Here is a 16,888-nt window from a genome sequence, read left to right as displayed (position 1 = left end):
TCGGATACTCAGATTTCTTCAAACCGCAAAGCGGCCGAATTGATGCAATAGCGAAGACCGGTCGGCGGCGGGCCGTCCGGGAAGACGTGGCCGAGGTGGGCGTCGCACACGGCGCAGATGATTTCGGTACGCACCATGCCGTGGGTGCGGTCGGTCTTTTCGATCACGTTGGCGGGATCGAGTGCCTTGAAATAGCTGGGCCAGCCGCAGCCGGACTCGAACTTGGCATCGGATTCGAACAGCGGCGTATTGCAGCACACGCAGTAGTAGATGCCGTGCTCATGGTGATCCCAATACTTGCCGGTGAAGGCGCGTTCGGTGGCCGCGTGGCGCGTCACCTGGTACTCCATCGGGTCGAGCTGGGCACGCCACTCGGCGTCGGTCTTCGTTACTTTATCGGTCATGACATTCTTTCGTTCGTAAATCAATGCTTCAAATCAGGACGAGCAGCTTACCTCGAGGTGGGCCGCCCAGTCCGGCGGCAGCGCGGCGAAGTGTTCCTTGCCAGGCTGCTCGTCGAAGGGGTGCTCGAGCACGGCGAGCAGATCGCGCACGCCGGCATAATCGCCATTCTGTGCTTGTTCGATCGCCTGCTGGGCCAGATAGTTTCGCAGGACGTACTTCGGGTTGACGCGGTTCATCGCGGCGCGGCGCTCGGCGTCGACGCTGGATTCGGCGCGCAGGCGTTCGCGGTAGCGCAGGGCCCACTCGTCGAAGGCCGCACGGTCGATGAAGAGGTCGCGCAGCGGGGCGTCGTGCAGTTCGGGCTGGTCCTTCGGCGCATCGGCCTGCAAGTCGCCGAGCTGCCGGAACAGCAGCGTGAAGTCGACATGGCTGGCCTGCATGATGGTAAACAGGCTGTCGAACAGGGCGCGGTCGCCGTCAAGCACGGTGGTCAGTCCCAGTTTCGCATGCAGCAATTCGTCCAGCTTCGCCTCGAAGGCCGGCATGTAGACGTCGAGCGCTTCCTGGGCCTCGTCCACGGTGCCGATCAGGGGCAGCAGGGCGTTCCCCAGCGCATAGCAGTTCCAGTGGCCGATCGCCACCTGGTTCGCATACGAATAGCGCCCGCCCTGGTCGGTATGGTTGCAGATGTGGTTGACGTCGAAGGCTTCCATGAAGCCGAAGGGGCCGTAGTCGAGCGTCAGGCCGAGGATCGACATATTGTCGGTGTTCATCACGCCATGCATGAAGCCGACCGACTGCCAATGCGCGATCATGCGCGCCGTACGGCGCGTGACTTCGGCCAGCAGCTCCTTGTACGGGTTCGCCGCGCCGCGCAGGTCCGGATAGAAACCGTCGATCACGTAGTCGGCCAAAGTTTTCAGTTCCTCCGGCTTGTCGCGGTAATGCCAGTGCTCGAAGGAGCCGAAGCGGACAAAAGAAGGCGCCATGCGGGTGACGACCGCGGCGGTCTCGATGTTCTCGCGCATCACGCGCTGGTTCGAGCCGGTCACGACCAGGGCGCGCGTGGTCGGGATGCCGAGCGCGGCCATCGCTTCGGAGCAGAGGAATTCGCGGATCGAGGAACGCAGCACGGCGCGCCCGTCGCCCATGCGCGAATACGGGGTCTTGCCGGCACCTTTCAGCTGCAGTTCCATGCGGCCTTCCGGGCCGTCGAGCTCGCCAAGCAGGATGGCGCGCCCGTCGCCGAGCTGGCCGGCCCAGACGCCGAACTGGTGGCCCGAATAGACGGCCGCGAGCGGCTCGGAGCCGGGCAGCAGCGTGTTGCCGGTGAAGGCGGCCACGAAGGCTTCCTGCGCCAGCGCTTCGACGTCGAGCCCGACCAGGGCCGCGGCAGGGCCGCTGGCCGCAACAAAATACGGCGCGGGCAGGGGCGTCGGCATCAGGCGGGTATACATCGCCGGCGGCAGCGCGGCGAAGCCGTTCGTCAATTGCAGGTCATCGGGCGTAATGGCAACTCCAGTACAAATGGTGGGGCGATGGCGCGATTCTACCGTACCGGGCCGATTCTATCGGCGCACGCCTCGCTTGCAAGATCGCTTACATCCCGTAACGGAAAAGCACGGTCGTGCTGCGGCGCAGCATCGAAACGTCTTGACGGGGTGAGCCGGCCCGACTCACACTCGACCGAGAGTTAGTATTCCGACCACAGGAGACCCTGCACATGTCCTATCCGAAGAGCCCGCTCATGGGCCAGATGATGAGCCAGCCCCTGCTCATTTCCAGCATCATCGAATTCGCCGCTCGCCATTACGGCAACAACGAAATCGTGTCGCGCCGCGTCGAGGGCGACATGCACCGCTACACCTACCGCGAATGCGAGGAGCGTGCGCGCCGCATGGCGAAGGCACTCGAGGGACTCGGCGTGCAGATCGGCGACCGGGTCGCCACTCTTGCCTGGAACGGCTACCGCCACATGGAGCTGTATTACGCCGTCTCGGGGTCGGGCGCCGTGCTGCATACGGTCAATCCGCGCCTGCATCCGGAGCAGATCGCCTACATCGTCAACCACGCCGAAGACCAGTACCTGTTCTTCGACCTGAGCTTCCTGCCGCTGATCGAAGCGGTCGCGCCGCACTGCAAGACGGTCAAGGCTTTTGTCCTGATGAGCGACCGCGCGCACATGCCCCAGGAAACGAAGATCGCCAGCCTGCTGTGCTACGAGGACCTGATCGCATCGTCCAGCGACGACTACACCTGGCCCCTGTTCGACGAGAACTCCGCGGCCTCGCTCTGCTATACCTCCGGCACGACGGGCAATCCGAAGGGCGCGCTGTATTCGCACCGCTCGACCCTGCTGCACGCCTACGCCTCGAGCATGCCGGGCGCGCTCAACGTCTCGTCGATGGACTCGGTGGTGCCGGTGGTGCCGATGTTCCACGTGAACGCCTGGGGCCTGCCGTATTCGGTGCCGCTGTCGGGCGCCAAGATGGTGTTCCCGGGCGCGGCGCTGGACGGCAAGTCGCTGTACGAGCTGTTCGAAGCCGAGGGAGTCACCTTCTCGGCGGGCGTGCCGACGGTCTGGCTGGGCCTGATCAACCATGCGATCCAGAACAAGCTGCAATTCTCGACCTTCCGCAGGACCGTCATCGGCGGCTCGGCCTGCCCGCCGGCCATGATGGACACCCTGATCGACAAGCTCGATGTCCACGTCATCCACGGCTGGGGCATGACCGAGATGTCGCCGCTGGGTACCACCGGCGGCCTGCAGGTGAAACACCTGAGCCTGCCGAAGGAAGAGCAGCGCAAGATCCTGCAGAAGCAGGGCCATGCGATCTTCGGCGTCGACATGAAGATCGTGGACGACGAGGGGAAAGAGTTGCCCTGGGATGGAGAGACCTATGGCCACCTGTACGTGAAAGGGCCGTGGATCATCGAGCGCTATTTCAAGGACGAGGGCGGCGAGGTGCTGGTCGACGGCTGGTTCCCGACCGGCGACGTGGCGACCATCGACGGCGACGGCTACATGCAGATCACCGACCGCAGCAAGGACGTGATCAAGTCCGGCGGCGAATGGATCGGCAGCATCGACCTGGAAAACATCGCGATGGCGCACCCGGCCGTGCTGCAGGCGGCCTGCATCGGCGTGGCCCACCCGAAATGGGACGAGCGGCCGATGCTGGTGGTCGTCAAGCGCCCGGGCATGGACGTGACCCGCGAGGAATTGCTGGCCTTCTTCGAGGGCAAGATCGCGAAATGGTGGCTGCCGGACGATGTCGTCTTCACCGAAGCCCTGCCGACCGGCGCCACCGGCAAGATCCAGAAGAACCGGCTGCGCGAGCAGTACCGGGAACACAAGCTGCCGACGGCCTGACCTGGGACCGTAGGGTGGGCGGGGGACCCGCCCACCCTACGAAGCGTCCCAGCTTGCCAGCCCCGGCTGCCTGAACAGCGCCTGCACCTCGTCCGACGGCACCGGACGGGCCAGCAGGAAACCCTGGATCTCGTCGCAGTGGTGTTTCCTCAGGCACTGGGCCTGGCCGAGGGTTTCCACGCCCTCGGCGTTGACGCGCATGCCGAGCGTGCGCGCAAAGGAAATCACGGCCAGCGCCACCGCCGCCGCGCTGGGCACGGTTTCGATCTCGTGCACGAAGGAGCGGTCGATTTTGAGCTTGTCGGCGGGGAAATTGCGCAGCGCGCTCAGGCTGGAATAGCCGGTACCGAAATCGTCGATCGAAATCGACACGCCCAGTCCCTTCAGTTCGTGCAGCAGCGCCGTCGCATGGTCGAGGTCGTGCATGATCGAGCTTTCGGTGATCTCCAGCTCGAGGCAGGCAGGCGCCAGGCCGGTGTCGCGCAGCACTTCCTTGACCGCCTCGACCAGCCGCCCGTCGCGCAGCTGGCGCGCCGCGACATTCACCGCGACCGTCCTGCCGCCGAGGCCAGCCTCCTGCCACAGGCGCGCCTGCAGGCAGGCCTGGCGCAGCACGTATTCGCCCAGCGCGACGATCAATGAGGAGTCCTCCGCGATCGGGACGAACTGACCCGGCTGCAGCAGGCCGCGTTTCGGGTGCTGCCAGCGCACCAGGGCTTCCGCGCCAATGAAGGTATTGGTCTCGACGTCGAGCTTGGGCTGGTAGTACACGACCAGCTCGCCGGCCGGGATCGCCCGCCGCAGTTCCGTTTCCAGCTCCATGCGTTCGGCCACCGCGGCGTCGCGGGTACTGGCGTAGAACTGGATATTGTCCTTGCCGGAGGCCTTGGCCCGGTGCATCGCCGTGTTGGCGCGCCGCAGCAGGAGTTCGGCATCGGCGCCGTCGAGCGGGTAGACGCAGGCGCCGATGCTGGCCGTGACCACCACGTCCTTGCCGGCCAGCGGCATCGGTTCGCGCACCGCGGCCAGCATGGCGGACAGGCGCACGCTGCTGCGTTCGACGTTCTCTAGTCCGGCGAGCAGGATCACGAATTCGTCAGAGCCGATGCGCGCCACAGTATCGCTCTCGCGCACCAGGCGGCACAGGCGGCGCGCCGTCTCGCACAGGAAGGCGTCGCCGCAGTCGTTTCCGAATCCGGTATTCATGAAGGAAAAGCTGTCGAGGTCGAGGTAGACGACCGCCACCATGTTGCCGTCGCGCGCGGCGTTCGAGATGGCGTTGCGCAGGCGGTCGATCAGCAGCGCGCGGTTGGCCAGCCCGGTGACCGGGTCGTGGGTGGCGCGGTATTCGAGTTCACGGGTGCGCTCGGCCACGCGCATTTCGAGGTGGTCGCGCGCGGCCCGCAATTCCTCGTTCAGCTGGGCCAGGCGGGCCTGGTCGCGGCGCCCCACGATGATGCGGTGGATGGCGCTCGAGATATTGCTCAGAAACGGGAGATAGGGACGCAGCGCGGGCTCGTCCGCGACATAGATGACCAGGCAGCCCAGGTGCTGGCCCGGCGAATCCATCGGGAAACACTGAATGCCGGCTTCGAGCTGGCGCTGCGTGTTCTGGGTGGGGTCTTCCGGTATCTCGGTGCGGCAGCGCTGGATCAGCGCCGCCAGCTCGGGCTCCGGGAAGGTGACGCCCTCGATATGCAGGAAGACATCGGCGATACCGGGCAGGCCCGCGAGGGCGCGGCGTACGAAGTCGGCCATGCGCAGCTCGTCGGGAATGGCCTCGACAGCCTGCTGGATGACCAGCAGGCGCCCCAGCCCCTCGGCGCTGGGTCCGTTGGCGCCTGCCTTCAGCTGCGCTTTCATCGGCTCGTATCCATCGGCTCAGATCTGGCTGTAGAAGGGATTGCGCAGGATATGGCCGCCGACGATCATGACCGGATGCACATTCATGACGTCGAACATCATGGCGCCGTCGAATTTGCGCAGGTCGTACTGGCACATCACGGTGATCGGTGCTTCCTTGACCAGCTCGTTGATGCGCGACTCGCATTCGATGATGCGGTCGGTGCCGGGCACCCCGCGCAGCGCCCAGTCCATTTCGCCGGCGACACGCGCCCCGGCCAGGCCGGCGGCCAGCGAGGCGACGTATTTATTGCGCAAACGGGCCAGCATCCCCTCGGGGTCGAAGCTGCCGCCGGGATAATAGCCTTCCATCGAGGTCGCCAGTTCGACCTGGGATGGCGAGCCCGTCAGCGCCCCGGCCAGGTCGAGCCGCGCCATGGCCTCCGGCAGGTCTGCGCGCGTGGGCACGTCGGCCAGGTAGCCGAAGGCTTCGTTCTGGAGCAGGGCCTGGCGCGCAAACTGGGGCAGGATGCGCCTGCGCTCCTCGTCGCTGTTGTACAGGTAGCAGATATGGGTCCCCTCCGGATAAAGCTCTTCCGTGAACCCGAGACAAACATGCCGTTTCGCCTCCGCCATGTGGTGCTCCTTGTAGTGGCGAGCCCATGGAGGCGCTCCATGCGACAAGGATACACCCGCAGGGAGGGGCGCGCCGCACGGCGTCCGGACCTGTGGCCCGAACGCCGCTCCCGGACTGGCTCAGCGAGGACTGTGAGCGGGAATCAGGTGGCGGAAGGTCGGCTCGATATTGCGCGCATGCAGGTGGCGCACGATGTCTTCGAGGGTAGCGTCGCGCAGCAGGAGTTCGCCTGGGGCGCTTGCAGCCTGCGCGGCCGGCTCGCTCGGCGCAAGCGGCGCGCCAACGGGCGCCGGCTGCAGGGACCAGAGGGCAGCGTTGAACTGGTCGGCGCCGATGGTCTCGAGCTGTTCCAGGAAAGCGGCCTGGGCCAGCGGCGGCGGCGCCATCTCCAGTCCCGGCTCGTCGGCGAAGGAGGCGCCCATGCCGGGGTGGATGAAGGCGGACCAGCGGCCGGACGCCGGGTCCAGGCAGGGCGGCAGGGCGACCGGACGGTCGACGGCATCGGGCGCGACGGCCAGTTCGGGAAAGGCGGTGTCGCGCAGCTGCTCCAGGAAGCGCTGGGCCTCGGCCGCCGGCACCGGGACCTCGAATGACAGCCACAGGCGAAAACCGGCATCGGCGGAAATGCTCACGCCCGGCGCCGGGAAACCGTAATCCGCCTGCAGGGCCTGGGCGACTGCGCACAGGCGCGTCCAGTGGTCCCCGTCCGCGTCGCCCTTCGCCTTGTCGAAATCGAGGATGAGGGCGCGCGTCTCGCCGCCGGCAGGCAGGGACAGCGGGAGCGTGACTTGTCCCAGCAGGTGTTGCCGCAGGAGTTCCGGGGCGAGCTGGCCGGGGACCAGGTACAGGCGCAGCAGTTGCGCGATCAGTTTTTCCATCGTGTTCTCCGAAGTCGGCCGCCGGCGGCAGGTCTGCGCAGGCGGCTTGCGGGTCGCATTCTGACACAGCAAAAAAAGCGCGTAAAAAAGAGCGCGATCGGGCCCGAAGAAATAAGACGACCGTACTTTTTTGCGTTATAGTTAAAAGTGCCGGTTCAACCAACGGGTTCATCTATTACAAAAGGAAGAGACATGAGTGCAGATTACGTCGTGCATGGCAGCGTTGCCGTCATTACCCTGAACAATCCCCCAGTCAACGGCCTCGGCATGGCGACGCGTAGCGCGGCCGTCGAGGCGCTGCGCCGCGCGGAAAGCGACGCGGCGATCAAGGCCGTCGTGATCACGGGCGCCGGCAAGGTCTTCTCGGGTGGCGCGGACATCCGCGAGTTCAATTCCCCGAAAGCGCTGACCGAGCCGACCCTGCACACCCTGATCGCTACCGCCGAAAACCTGAGCAAACCCGTCATTGCGGCCATCCACGGCGTCTGCATGGGCGGCGGCCTCGAGCTCTCGCTCGGCTGCCACTACCGCGTCGCCAGCCCCGGCGCCCAGATCGGCCTGCCGGAAGTGAAGATCGGCCTGGTGCCGGGCGCCGGCGGCACCCAGCGCCTGCCGCGCGTGGTCGGCCTCGAGCAGGGCCTGAACATGATCGTCTCCGGCAACCCGGTGCTGTCGGAGAAGCTGGCCGAGACCAAACTGTTCGACAAGGTGTTTGCCGAAGGCGCCGACCTGGTTGCCTCCGCCGTCGAATTTGCCAACGGCATCGCCGACACCCGTCCGCTGCCGAAGGTGCGCAACCTGAAGGTGGACTATCCGAACCACGAAGCCTTCCTGCAATTTTCGCGCAATACCGTCAAAGCCATGGCCGGCGCCTTCCCGGCCCCGCTCGAATGCGTCGAATGCGTGGCGGCGAGCGTGACCATGAAATTCGAGGATGGCCTGAAGTACGAGCGCGACCGTTTCCTGGCGCTGGCCCAGACCACGGAATCGAAAGCCCTGCGCCACGCCTTCTTCGCCGAGCGCGCGGCGAGCAAGGTGCCGGACGTGCCCGCCGACACCCCGACCCGCTCCATCGCGAAGGCGGCCGTGATCGGCGCCGGCACCATGGGCGGCGGCATCGCCATGAACTTCGCCAACGCCGGCATTCCGGTGACGATCCTGGAAACGAAGCAGGAAGCGCTCGACAAGGGTCTCGCCACCATCCGCAAGAACTACGAGAACACCGTCAAGAAGGGCAAGCTGACGCCGGAAAAGGCCGGGCAGCGCATCGGCCTGATCACGGGCAGCCTGTCGTATGAGGACATTGCCCAGGCCGACATCGTGATCGAAGCCGTGTTCGAGGACCTGAACGTCAAGGAAACCGTGTTCCGCCAGCTGGACGCGACCATGAAGCCGGGTGCGATCCTGGCCTCGAACACCTCGACCCTGGACCTCGACAAGATCGCGGCCTTTACCAGTCGCCCGCAGGACGTGATCGGCCTGCACTTCTTCAGCCCGGCGAACGTGATGAAGCTGCTGGAAATCGTGCGCGGCAAGGACACTGGCAAGGACGTGCTGGCCACCGCGCTGGCGCTGTCGAAGAAAATCAAAAAGACGGGCGTGGTCTCGGGCGTGTGCGACGGCTTCATCGGCAACCGCATGCTGGAACAATACCTGCGCCAGGCCTTCTTCCTGCTGGAGGAAGGCGTGCTGCCGGAACAGGTCGACAAGGCGATCGAACGCTTCGGCTTCGCCATGGGGCCCTTCCGCATGAGCGACCTGGCCGGCAACGACATCGGCTGGTATATCCGCAAGCGCCGCTACATCGAGCAGCCGGACCTGGAATACTCGAAGGTGCCGGACCTGCTGTGCGAACAGGGCCGCTTCGGCCAGAAGACCGGCGCCGGCTGGTACGACTACAAGGCGGGTGATCGCACGGCCTATCCTTCGCCAGTCGTCAACGAACTGATCATGGCGCAGGTGCAGGCGGCCGGCGGCGAACGGCGCCAGGTATCGGACGAAGAGATCGTCCAGCGCCTGGTGTTCGCGCTGGTCAACGAAGGCGCGAAGATCCTGGAAGAGGGTATTGCCCTGCGGGCGTCGGACATCGACATGGTCTACCTGACCGGCTACGGCTTCCCGCTCTACCGCGGCGGCCCGATGTTGTACGCGGACACGGTCGGCTTGCCGAACGTGCTCGAGACCATGCGCAAATTCGCGCGCGGCCGCCACGGCGACGCCTGGACGCCGGCGCCGCTGCTGGAACGCCTGGCGGGTGAGGGCAAGGGCTTTAACGACTAAGCCTGCCGGCTGCTCGTCGACCCGAAACGCCGCTGGATTCCAGCGGCGTTTTTCGTTGGCGCTGTTCTCGTTAAGTGTGGGATCGCTTTGAACGGCCGCGGTCCGCAGGACGAGTGGAGCTCGACATTTTCCACACTTGACGCGAACAGCGCCTTTTCGTTTCGGGAACATTCGTCGCAGTCGCAGCCATGTTCGACGCAGGTGGCGGCCTCGTTGGTGAATAAATAAACGTTTTCGTTTACTTATTGTCGAGCCGGGATCAGAATGGGCGCATGAGCTCTCATGTGCCTACGAAGAACGCCCTGCTGATCGCGAGCGCCTGCCTGCTGGGGCTGCTGTCGACGACGGGCGCCTCCCTGCCTTACCCGATCCTGGCGCCGCTGTTCGGCAACGACACCGGGAGCGCGCTGACTTCCTTCCTCGGCCTGCCGCCGAAACTGCTGCTGGGGATCGCCCTGATGGTCAATCCGCTCGGTCTCCTGATCGGCAGCGCGGTGCTGGGCGCGGTCTCGGACCGCTTCGGGCGCCGCCGTATCCTGCTGACGACGGCCATCGGCGGCGCCGTCGGCCATGCGCTCACGGCCGCGGCCCTCGTCACCGAATCCTTCCCGCTGTTCCTGCTGGCTCGCTTCGCCACCGGCCTGCTCGAGGGGAACGGGGCGATCATGCGTGCCATGCTGGCGGAAAGGCTGACGGGCGGGCTGCGCAACCATGCGCTGTCCTGGCTGAACGGCGCTTTCCATCTCGGCTGGCTGTTCGGCCCGCTGCTCGCCGGTTTGACGGTCGGCTTCTCGATCACGCTGCCGTTTTCGATTGCCGCCGGCGCCTTGCTGCTGGGCGCCGCCCTCGTTGCGATGGCGCTGGAGCGCGAAGCGGCAGGCCCGACGCTGGGGCAGCGCTGGTGGTCGGTGGCGCGCGAACGCCATGCCTTCACCCTGCTGCGCCAGCCGCCGCTGCGCACGCTCTTTTCGGTGCACTTCGCCTATGCCTGCGGCGTGGCCGCCTTCTACGAATTCTTTCCGCTGTGGCTGGTCGACGTCGGCGGCTACGACGTGCGCCAGATCGCCTTCGTCAACATGGGCATGTGCGCGCTGATGACGTTTGCCGCGCTGTTCGCCGGCCGCGCCAGCACGGCGGACCCGCGCCGCCGCGCCAGCCTCCAGGCCGGGTTGGCCGCGCTCGCCATCCTGGCGGTCGGCTTCGGCAACCTCGGCGTCGGGCTGGCGGCGATCGTGCTGTTCGGCTTGCCGCATGCCTATTACAACGCGACCGTGCAGGGCTGGGCCGCCGACCAATTCGCCAGCCACGGCCAGGGTGCGGTCATGGGCCTGCTGTCGACGACCTTTTGCCTGGCCAATATCGTGATGGCGCTGGCGGGCGGGCTGCTGGCGCTGGTCGATACCCGCATCGTGCTGGTGGTCGGCGGGGCCATGGCCGTCGCCGCCGCACTGGCGATGCGCAGCTGGAGTGCGCGCGCGGTCGGCATCCGCGCCGACACAACAAGGGAGCTGCGATGAACACCTATGACCAGATCCTGATGCTGCTCAAGACGCGTGGTCCGCAAACGGCCCAGTCGCTGGCTGGACTGATGGGCTTGACGGCGATGGGCGTGCGGCGCCAGCTGGAAGCGGCGGTGGAGGACGGGCTGGTGCGCTTCCAGGACAGCCCCGGCAAGGTCGGGCGGCCGGTGCGGCGCTGGCTGCTGTCCGACAGCGGCCATGCGCGCTTCCCCGACCGCCATGCGGAACTGACGCTGGACCTGATCCAGGACGTGCGCACGCTGTTCGGCGAAAGCGGCCTGGAAAAGCTGATTGCCGTACGCGCGCATGCGGGCGAGCTGGCCTACCGCGAACGGATGGCCGGCGCCGCGACCCTCGACCAGCGGGTGGCGGCGCTGGCCGCGGCCCGTACCCTCGACGGCTATATGGCCGAGACCGAGCCGCGGGTCGACGGCAGCGTTCTCCTGCACGAGAACCACTGTCCCATCGGCACTGCGGCCCGGGCCTGCGGGGAGTTCTGCCGCTCGGAACTCGAGGTATTCCGCCGCGTCCTCGGTGCCGGGACGGCCGTCGTGCGCATCGAGCACCAGCTCGAGGGCGCGCGGCGCTGTACCTACCTGGTGAGCGAACGCGCCTAGGATCAAAAAAAATGCCGCTGTCTCCAGCGGCATTTTCAGTTTCCGGCCGTGCTTGCGCTCAGTCGGCGGCGTAGATGTTGTTGTCCTTGGTTTCGCGAACGAAGATCGCACCGATCACGACGGTGATGAGGGCGATGATGATCGGGTACCAGAGGCCATAGTAGATATTGCCGTTGGCGGCCACCAGGGCGAACGAGATGGTCGGCAGCAGGCCGCCGAACCAGCCGTTACCGATGTGGTAAGGCAGGGACATCGAGCTGTAGCGGATGCGGGTCGGGAACATCTCGACCAGCATGGCCGCGATCGGGCCGTAGACCATGGTCACGTAGAGCACCAGGATGAACAGCAGCAGCACGACCATCGGCTTGTTGACGCGTGCCGGGTCGGCCTTCTCGGGATAACCGGCGGCCTTCAGGGTGCCGGCCACTTCTTTCTTCAGCGCGGCTTCGCGGGCCTTGCTGTCCTTGTCGAAGTCGATGTTATCCGGCGTCATGGTCGCGTTGAACGACTGCAGCACCTTGTCGCCGACCTTGACCTGCGCGACCGAGCCGGCCGGGGCGGGGACGGTGGTGTAGTTCACCGACGCATTGGTCAGCATGCGGGTGGCGATGTCGCAGGAGGACGGGAATTTCTTGGTGCCGGTCGGGTCGACCTGGAAGTGGCAGGTGGCCGGGTCGGCGACGACGGTGACCGGCGCGGTGGCGATCGCCTGTTCGAGGGCAGGGTTGCCGTAGTGGGTGATGGCCTTGAAGATCGGGAAGTAGGTCGCCGCAGCGATGACGCAGCCGCCGAGGATGATCCACTTGCGGCCGATCTTGTCCGACAGCGAGCCGAAGAAGATGAAGAACGGCGTGGCCAGCAGCAGCGCGATGGCGGTCAGGATATTCGCGGTCGGGCCGTCGATCTTCAGGGTCTGGGTCAGGAAGAACAGGGCGTAGAACTGGCCGGTGTACCAGACCACGGCCTGGCCCATCGTCAGGCCGACCAGGGCCAGGATGACGATCTTGGCGTTCTTCCAGTTCAGGAAGGCTTCCGACAGCGGGGCCTTCGAGGTCTTGCCTTCCGCCTTCATCTTGGCGAAGGCCGGCGATTCGTTCATCGACAGGCGGATCCAGACGGAAACGCCCAGCAGCGCGACCGAGACCAGGAAAGGAATGCGCCAGCCCCAGGCCGCGAACTCGGTTTCGCCGACAGCGGTGCGGGTGGCGAGGATGACCAGCAGCGACAGGAACAGGCCCATGGTCGCGGTGGTCTGGATCCAGGCGGTGAAGGCGCCGCGCTTGCCTTCGGGTGCGTGCTCGGCGACATAGGTGGCCGCGCCGCCGTATTCGCCGCCCAGGGCCAGGCCCTGCAGGATGCGCAGCGAGACGAGGATGATCGGCGCCGCGATGCCGATCGTCGCATAGCCCGGCAGCAGGCCGACGATGAAGGTCGAGCCGCCCATGATCAGGATGGTGACGAGGAAGGTGTATTTGCGGCCGATCATGTCGCCCAGGCGGCCGAACACGAGGGCGCCGAACGGACGGACGATGAAGCCGGCTGCGAAGGTGAGCAGGGCGAAGATGAACGAGGTGGTGGGATCGCCAAGGAAGAACTGTTTGCCGATGATGGCGGCAAGCGAGCCGTAGAGGTAGAAGTCGTACCATTCGAAAACGGTGCCGAGGGAAGAAGCGAAGATGACCTTGCGCTCTTCCTTGGTCATCCCCTGGGCGGCTGGTGCAGCCTTGCCGCCCGCGGTCATGCCGGGTGTGATAGCCATTTTTTGTCTCCGTATAATAATTTAATGCGTCGGATGTAGCCGAGTGTGCGTCAGCTGGCTCGGAGTGTGGACCGTTAAACTTACGTCATGCTTGCTCCAAACTTACCCGAAACTTACAGTTTATTGACGAGGTCGCTTGCGGGCGGCGGACCCAACTCATCTCTTTTTAGTTGGACAGCAGGCGCCTCCCGAAAGATCGCGAAAACTGCTTGAGGCCGGTCATAAGATTTGCGAACGGTCGTACTTAATTGTGCTATTCTCATTTGGTCCAAACACCAACAATGAGGGAGACCAGCATGCAAGACGCAGTGATCGTATCGACCGCCCGCACGGGCCTGGCCAAGTCGTGGAAGGGCGCCTTCAACATGACCCACGGAGCCACCCTCGGCGGCCACGTGCTGGCCGCGGCCATCGAACGCGCCGGTATTCAGGCGGGCGAGGTCGAGGACGTGGTCATGGGCTGCGCCAATCCGGAAGGTGCGACCGGCGCCAACATCGCGCGCCAGATCGCGCTGCGCGCCGGCTGCCCGACCACGGTGCCGGGCATGACGGTCAACCGCTTCTGCTCCTCGGGCCTGCAGACGATCGCGCTGGCGGCCCAGCGCATCATCGCCGGCGAAGGCGAGATCTTCGCCGCCGGCGGCGTCGAGTCGATCTCCTGCGTGCAGCAGGAAATGAATACCCACATGCTGCAGGACCCGTGGCTGCGCGCGCACAAGCCGGAAATCTACTGGCCCATGCTGCAGACGGCCGAGACCGTCGCCAAGCGCTACGGCATTCCGAAGGAACGCCAGGATGCCTATGGCGTGCAGAGCCAGCAGCGCGCTGCCGCCGCCCAGGCCGCCGGCCGCTTCGACGCCGAGATCGTGCCGATGACGACCGTCATGGGCGTCGCCGACAAGGCCTCGGGCCGCCTGCTCACGCGCGAAGTGACGATCGCGGCCGACGAAGGCATCCGCGCCGACACGACCATCGAAGGCGTGTCGAAGATCCGCACCGCGCTGCCGGGCGGCGTGATCACGGCGGGTAACGCCAGCCAGTTCTCGGACGGCGCGTCAGTCTCGATCCTGATGAGTGCCCGGATGGCGCAAGAGAAAGGCTTGCAGCCGCTGGGCGTGTTCCGCGGCTTTGCGGTCGCCGGCTGCGAGCCGGACGAGATGGGCATCGGCCCCGTGTTCGCGGTGCCGAAACTGCTGCAGAAGGCCGGCCTGACGGTAGCCGACATCGGCCTCTGGGAACTGAACGAAGCCTTTGCCGTGCAGGTGCTGTACTGCGCCGACAAGCTCGGCATTCCAATGGACCGCCTGAACGTGAACGGCGGCGCGATCGCGGTCGGCCACCCGTACGGCGTCTCCGGCGCACGCCTGGTCGGTCACGCGCTGATCGAGGGCAAGCGCCGCGGCGTCAGGTATGTCGTGGTGACCATGTGCATCGGCGGCGGCCAGGGCGCGGCCGGCCTGTTCGAAGTGTTGTAAAAAGCGAGGAAAGAAATGATCAAACACATCGTCATGTGGAAGCTGAAGGAGGAGGCCGAAGGTGCCGACCGCCTCACCAATGCCCGTGAAATGAAACGCCGGCTCGACGAATGCGCGAATATCGTCCCCGGCATCCTGACATTCGAGGTCACCCTCGCCCAGCCGGGCCTGGAAGCAACCTGCGACGTGGTCCTGTACTCGGAATTCGAGAACAAGGCCGCGCTCGATGCCTATGCCGTGCACCCGACCCACAAGGCGCTGGTCCCCTTCATCGGGGCCATCCGCGAGGGACGGCAGTGCATGGATTACGAAGTGTAATATCCCAACCAAAAATAGAACGGAGACAGCATGCGCACACCCCAGGAACTTTTTTCTTTGCAAGGCAAGACGGCGCTGGTGACCGGCGGCTCGCGCGGGCTCGGCCTGCAGATGGCCGAGGCCTTAGGCGAGCAGGGCGCGCGGGTCGTGATTTCGGCCCGCAAGCAGGAAGAACTCGACGAAGCGGTGGCGCATCTTGCCGCGCGCGGCATCGAAGCCTCCGCCATCGCGGTCGACCTGTCGAAGGAGGCGAACGTCCAGCCTTTCGTCGAGGAAGCACTGCGCCGCCTCGGCCAGATCGACATCCTGGTCAATAACGCCGGCGCCAGCTGGGGCGCCCCGGCCGAGGACCACCCGCTGGAAGCCTGGGACAAGGTCATGAACCTGAACGTGCGCAGCATTTTTCTCGTCTCGCAGGCGGTCGGCAAGCTGTCGATGATCCCTCGCCACTACGGCAAGATCATCAACATCTCGTCCATCGCCGGCCTGGCCGGCAACGGTCCGGGCACGATGCAGACGATCGCCTACAACACCTCGAAGGGCGCCGTGGTGAATTTCACCCGCACCCTGGCCGGCGAATGGGGCCGCCACGGCATCACCGTCAACTCGATTGCACCGGGCTTTTTCCCGTCTAAAATGACCAAGGGCGTGCTGGAGTCGATCGGCGTCGACAGGCTGGCCAAGGGTTCGCCGCTCGGCCGCCTGGGCGACGACGAAGACCTGAAGGGCGCGTTGATCCTGTTCGCCTCCGACGCGAGCAAGCACATCACGGGCCAGATCCTGGCGGTCGACGGCGGCGTGTCCGCAGTCTAGGGGGGAGCATGAAAAATTTCAGCGGCAAGGTAGCCGTCATCACGGGCGCCGGCAGCGGCCTGGGCCGTGAATTCGCCCTCACCGCGGCCGGGCTGGGCATGAAGCTGGTGCTGGCCGACGTCCAGGCGGACGCGCTCGAGCGCACCACCGACGAATTGCTGGGCCAGGGTGTGGAAGTCCTGTCCATGGTCTGCGACGTCAGCAAGGGCGCCCACGTGCAGGAATTGGCGGACGCGGCAATTGCCCGCTTCCACGGCATCCACCTGGTGTTCAACAATGCCGGCGTCGGCTCGGGCGGCCTGATCTGGGAAAACACCGAAGCCGACTGGGAATGGGTGCTGGGGGTGAACCTGTGGGGCGTGATCCACGGCGTGCGGGTCTTCACGCACGCCATGCTCGAGTGCGCGCGGCGCGACCCGGACTACGAAGGCCACATCGTCAACACGGCCTCGATGGCGGGCTTGCTGAACGCGCCGGCGATGGGGGTCTACAACGTCTCCAAGCACGCGGTGGTGTCCTTGTCGGAAACCCTGTACCACGACCTGCAGCTGGTCGACGCCCCGATCGGCGCCTCGGTGCTGTGCCCATATTTCGTGCCGACCGGGATCCACCAGTCGCACCGCAACCGGCCTGAGGAGTTAAAGCCCGAGATGCGCGCCACCGCCAGCCAGATGGCTGCGCAGGCGCTCACGAGCAAGGCGGTCGAGTCGGGCAAGGTGTCGGCAAGCGACGTCTCGCGCATCACCTTCGATGCGATCCGCGATGGGCAGTTCTATATCTATTCGCATCCGCAGGCCCTGGGCGGCGTGCAGGAACGGATGGAAGCGATCGTGCAGGGTAAAAATCCGCCGGATCCGTATGCGGCGACGCCGCACGTGCGCGAAATGCTGCGCTCGAAGCTTTAACGCGAGTTGGTAGCGGCGGTGTACCGTACGGGGTCATCGAGGCCAATGGCCTCGATGACGGGTTCA

The 16,888-nt window shown here is 65.7% G+C and carries 14 protein-coding genes; 8 read left to right on the top strand and 6 right to left on the bottom strand.

The features are described 5' to 3' along the window. Window positions 1-8 precede the first annotated feature (8 nt). Both msrB and LPB04_RS18045 read right to left on the bottom strand, forming a co-directional pair. Complete coding sequence (msrB, locus tag LPB04_RS18050; protein WP_193685881.1) at window positions 9-404, bottom strand: peptide-methionine (R)-S-oxide reductase MsrB; 396 nt, start codon at window positions 402-404, stop codon at window positions 9-11. Window positions 405-437: 33 nt separating this feature from the next. After that, window positions 438-1,862, bottom strand: a complete 1,425-nt coding sequence (locus tag LPB04_RS18045) for a protein adenylyltransferase SelO (RefSeq protein ID WP_193689069.1) — start codon at window positions 1,860-1,862, stop codon at window positions 438-440. Window positions 1,863-2,128: 266 nt separating this feature from the next. On the opposite strand from LPB04_RS18045, the gene LPB04_RS18040 reads away from it, so the two are divergent. Next, window positions 2,129-3,778, top strand: a complete 1,650-nt coding sequence (locus LPB04_RS18040) for a 3-(methylthio)propionyl-CoA ligase (RefSeq protein WP_193685880.1) — start codon at window positions 2,129-2,131, stop codon at window positions 3,776-3,778. 36 nt (window positions 3,779-3,814) lie between these two features. Here LPB04_RS18040 and LPB04_RS18035 read toward each other — a convergent pair whose 3' ends face one another. The 3 genes from LPB04_RS18035 to LPB04_RS18025 form a co-directional block, all read right to left on the bottom strand. Beyond that, window positions 3,815-5,641 (bottom strand): putative bifunctional diguanylate cyclase/phosphodiesterase, encoded by a 1,827-nt coding sequence (locus tag LPB04_RS18035; protein ID WP_193685879.1) that lies wholly within the window; start codon window positions 5,639-5,641, stop codon window positions 3,815-3,817. A gap of 18 nt (window positions 5,642-5,659) precedes the next feature. After that, window positions 5,660-6,256, bottom strand: a complete 597-nt coding sequence (locus LPB04_RS18030; RefSeq protein WP_193685878.1) for an MEDS domain-containing protein — start codon at window positions 6,254-6,256, stop codon at window positions 5,660-5,662. 120 nt (window positions 6,257-6,376) lie between these two features. Beyond that, on the bottom strand, window positions 6,377-7,135 hold the full coding sequence (locus LPB04_RS18025) for a hypothetical protein (RefSeq protein WP_193685877.1): 759 nt from the start codon (window positions 7,133-7,135) through the stop codon (window positions 6,377-6,379). 192 nt (window positions 7,136-7,327) lie between these two features. Between LPB04_RS18025 and LPB04_RS18020 the strand changes: the two genes are divergently transcribed. The 3 genes from LPB04_RS18020 (at window position 7,328) to LPB04_RS18010 (ending at window position 11,552) form a co-directional block, all read left to right on the top strand. Continuing rightward, entirely contained in the window at window positions 7,328-9,415 is a 2,088-nt protein-coding gene (locus LPB04_RS18020; protein WP_193685876.1) for a 3-hydroxyacyl-CoA dehydrogenase NAD-binding domain-containing protein, read from the top strand. A 284-nt stretch (window positions 9,416-9,699) separates the two neighbouring features. Further along, the gene (locus tag LPB04_RS18015; RefSeq protein ID WP_227496465.1) at window positions 9,700-10,932 is read left to right on the top strand and encodes an MFS transporter; all 1,233 of its coding nucleotides are present in this window, start codon (window positions 9,700-9,702) and stop codon (window positions 10,930-10,932) included. Then, a complete protein-coding gene (locus LPB04_RS18010) occupies window positions 10,929-11,552 on the top strand; it encodes a helix-turn-helix transcriptional regulator (RefSeq protein WP_193685874.1) in 624 nt (207 codons plus the stop codon). Before LPB04_RS18015 ends, LPB04_RS18010 begins: the two co-directional genes overlap by 4 nt. 58 nt (window positions 11,553-11,610) lie before the next feature. On the opposite strand, the gene LPB04_RS18005 is transcribed toward LPB04_RS18010, so the two are convergent. Beyond that, the gene (locus LPB04_RS18005) at window positions 11,611-13,311 is read right to left on the bottom strand and encodes an MFS transporter (protein ID WP_227496464.1); all 1,701 of its coding nucleotides are present in this window, start codon (window positions 13,309-13,311) and stop codon (window positions 11,611-11,613) included. 296 nt (window positions 13,312-13,607) lie between these two features. On the opposite strand from LPB04_RS18005, the gene LPB04_RS18000 reads away from it, so the two are divergent. The 4 genes from LPB04_RS18000 to LPB04_RS17985 are packed head-to-tail and all read left to right on the top strand — an operon-like array spanning window position 13,608 to window position 16,822. Further along, window positions 13,608-14,786 (top strand): acetyl-CoA C-acyltransferase, encoded by a 1,179-nt coding sequence (locus tag LPB04_RS18000; RefSeq protein ID WP_193685873.1) that lies wholly within the window; start codon window positions 13,608-13,610, stop codon window positions 14,784-14,786. A gap of 15 nt (window positions 14,787-14,801) precedes the next feature. Beyond that, window positions 14,802-15,104: a Dabb family protein gene (locus tag LPB04_RS17995; protein ID WP_193685872.1), complete on the top strand. Its 303-nt coding sequence runs from the start codon at window positions 14,802-14,804 to the stop codon at window positions 15,102-15,104. Between the two features lie 30 nt (window positions 15,105-15,134). Beyond that, window positions 15,135-15,917, top strand: a complete 783-nt coding sequence (locus tag LPB04_RS17990) for an SDR family oxidoreductase (protein WP_193685871.1) — start codon at window positions 15,135-15,137, stop codon at window positions 15,915-15,917. Between the two features lie 8 nt (window positions 15,918-15,925). Continuing rightward, entirely contained in the window at window positions 15,926-16,822 is an 897-nt protein-coding gene (locus LPB04_RS17985) for an SDR family oxidoreductase (protein WP_193685870.1), read from the top strand. Window positions 16,823-16,888: the final 66 nt, after the last annotated feature.

Source organism: Massilia litorea (assembly GCF_015101885.1).
Classification (GTDB): Bacteria; Pseudomonadota; Gammaproteobacteria; order Burkholderiales; family Burkholderiaceae_D; genus Telluria; species Telluria litorea.
The sequence above is the reverse complement of the archived record's forward strand: the minus strand, read 5'-3'. Positions and strand labels throughout refer to the sequence as shown.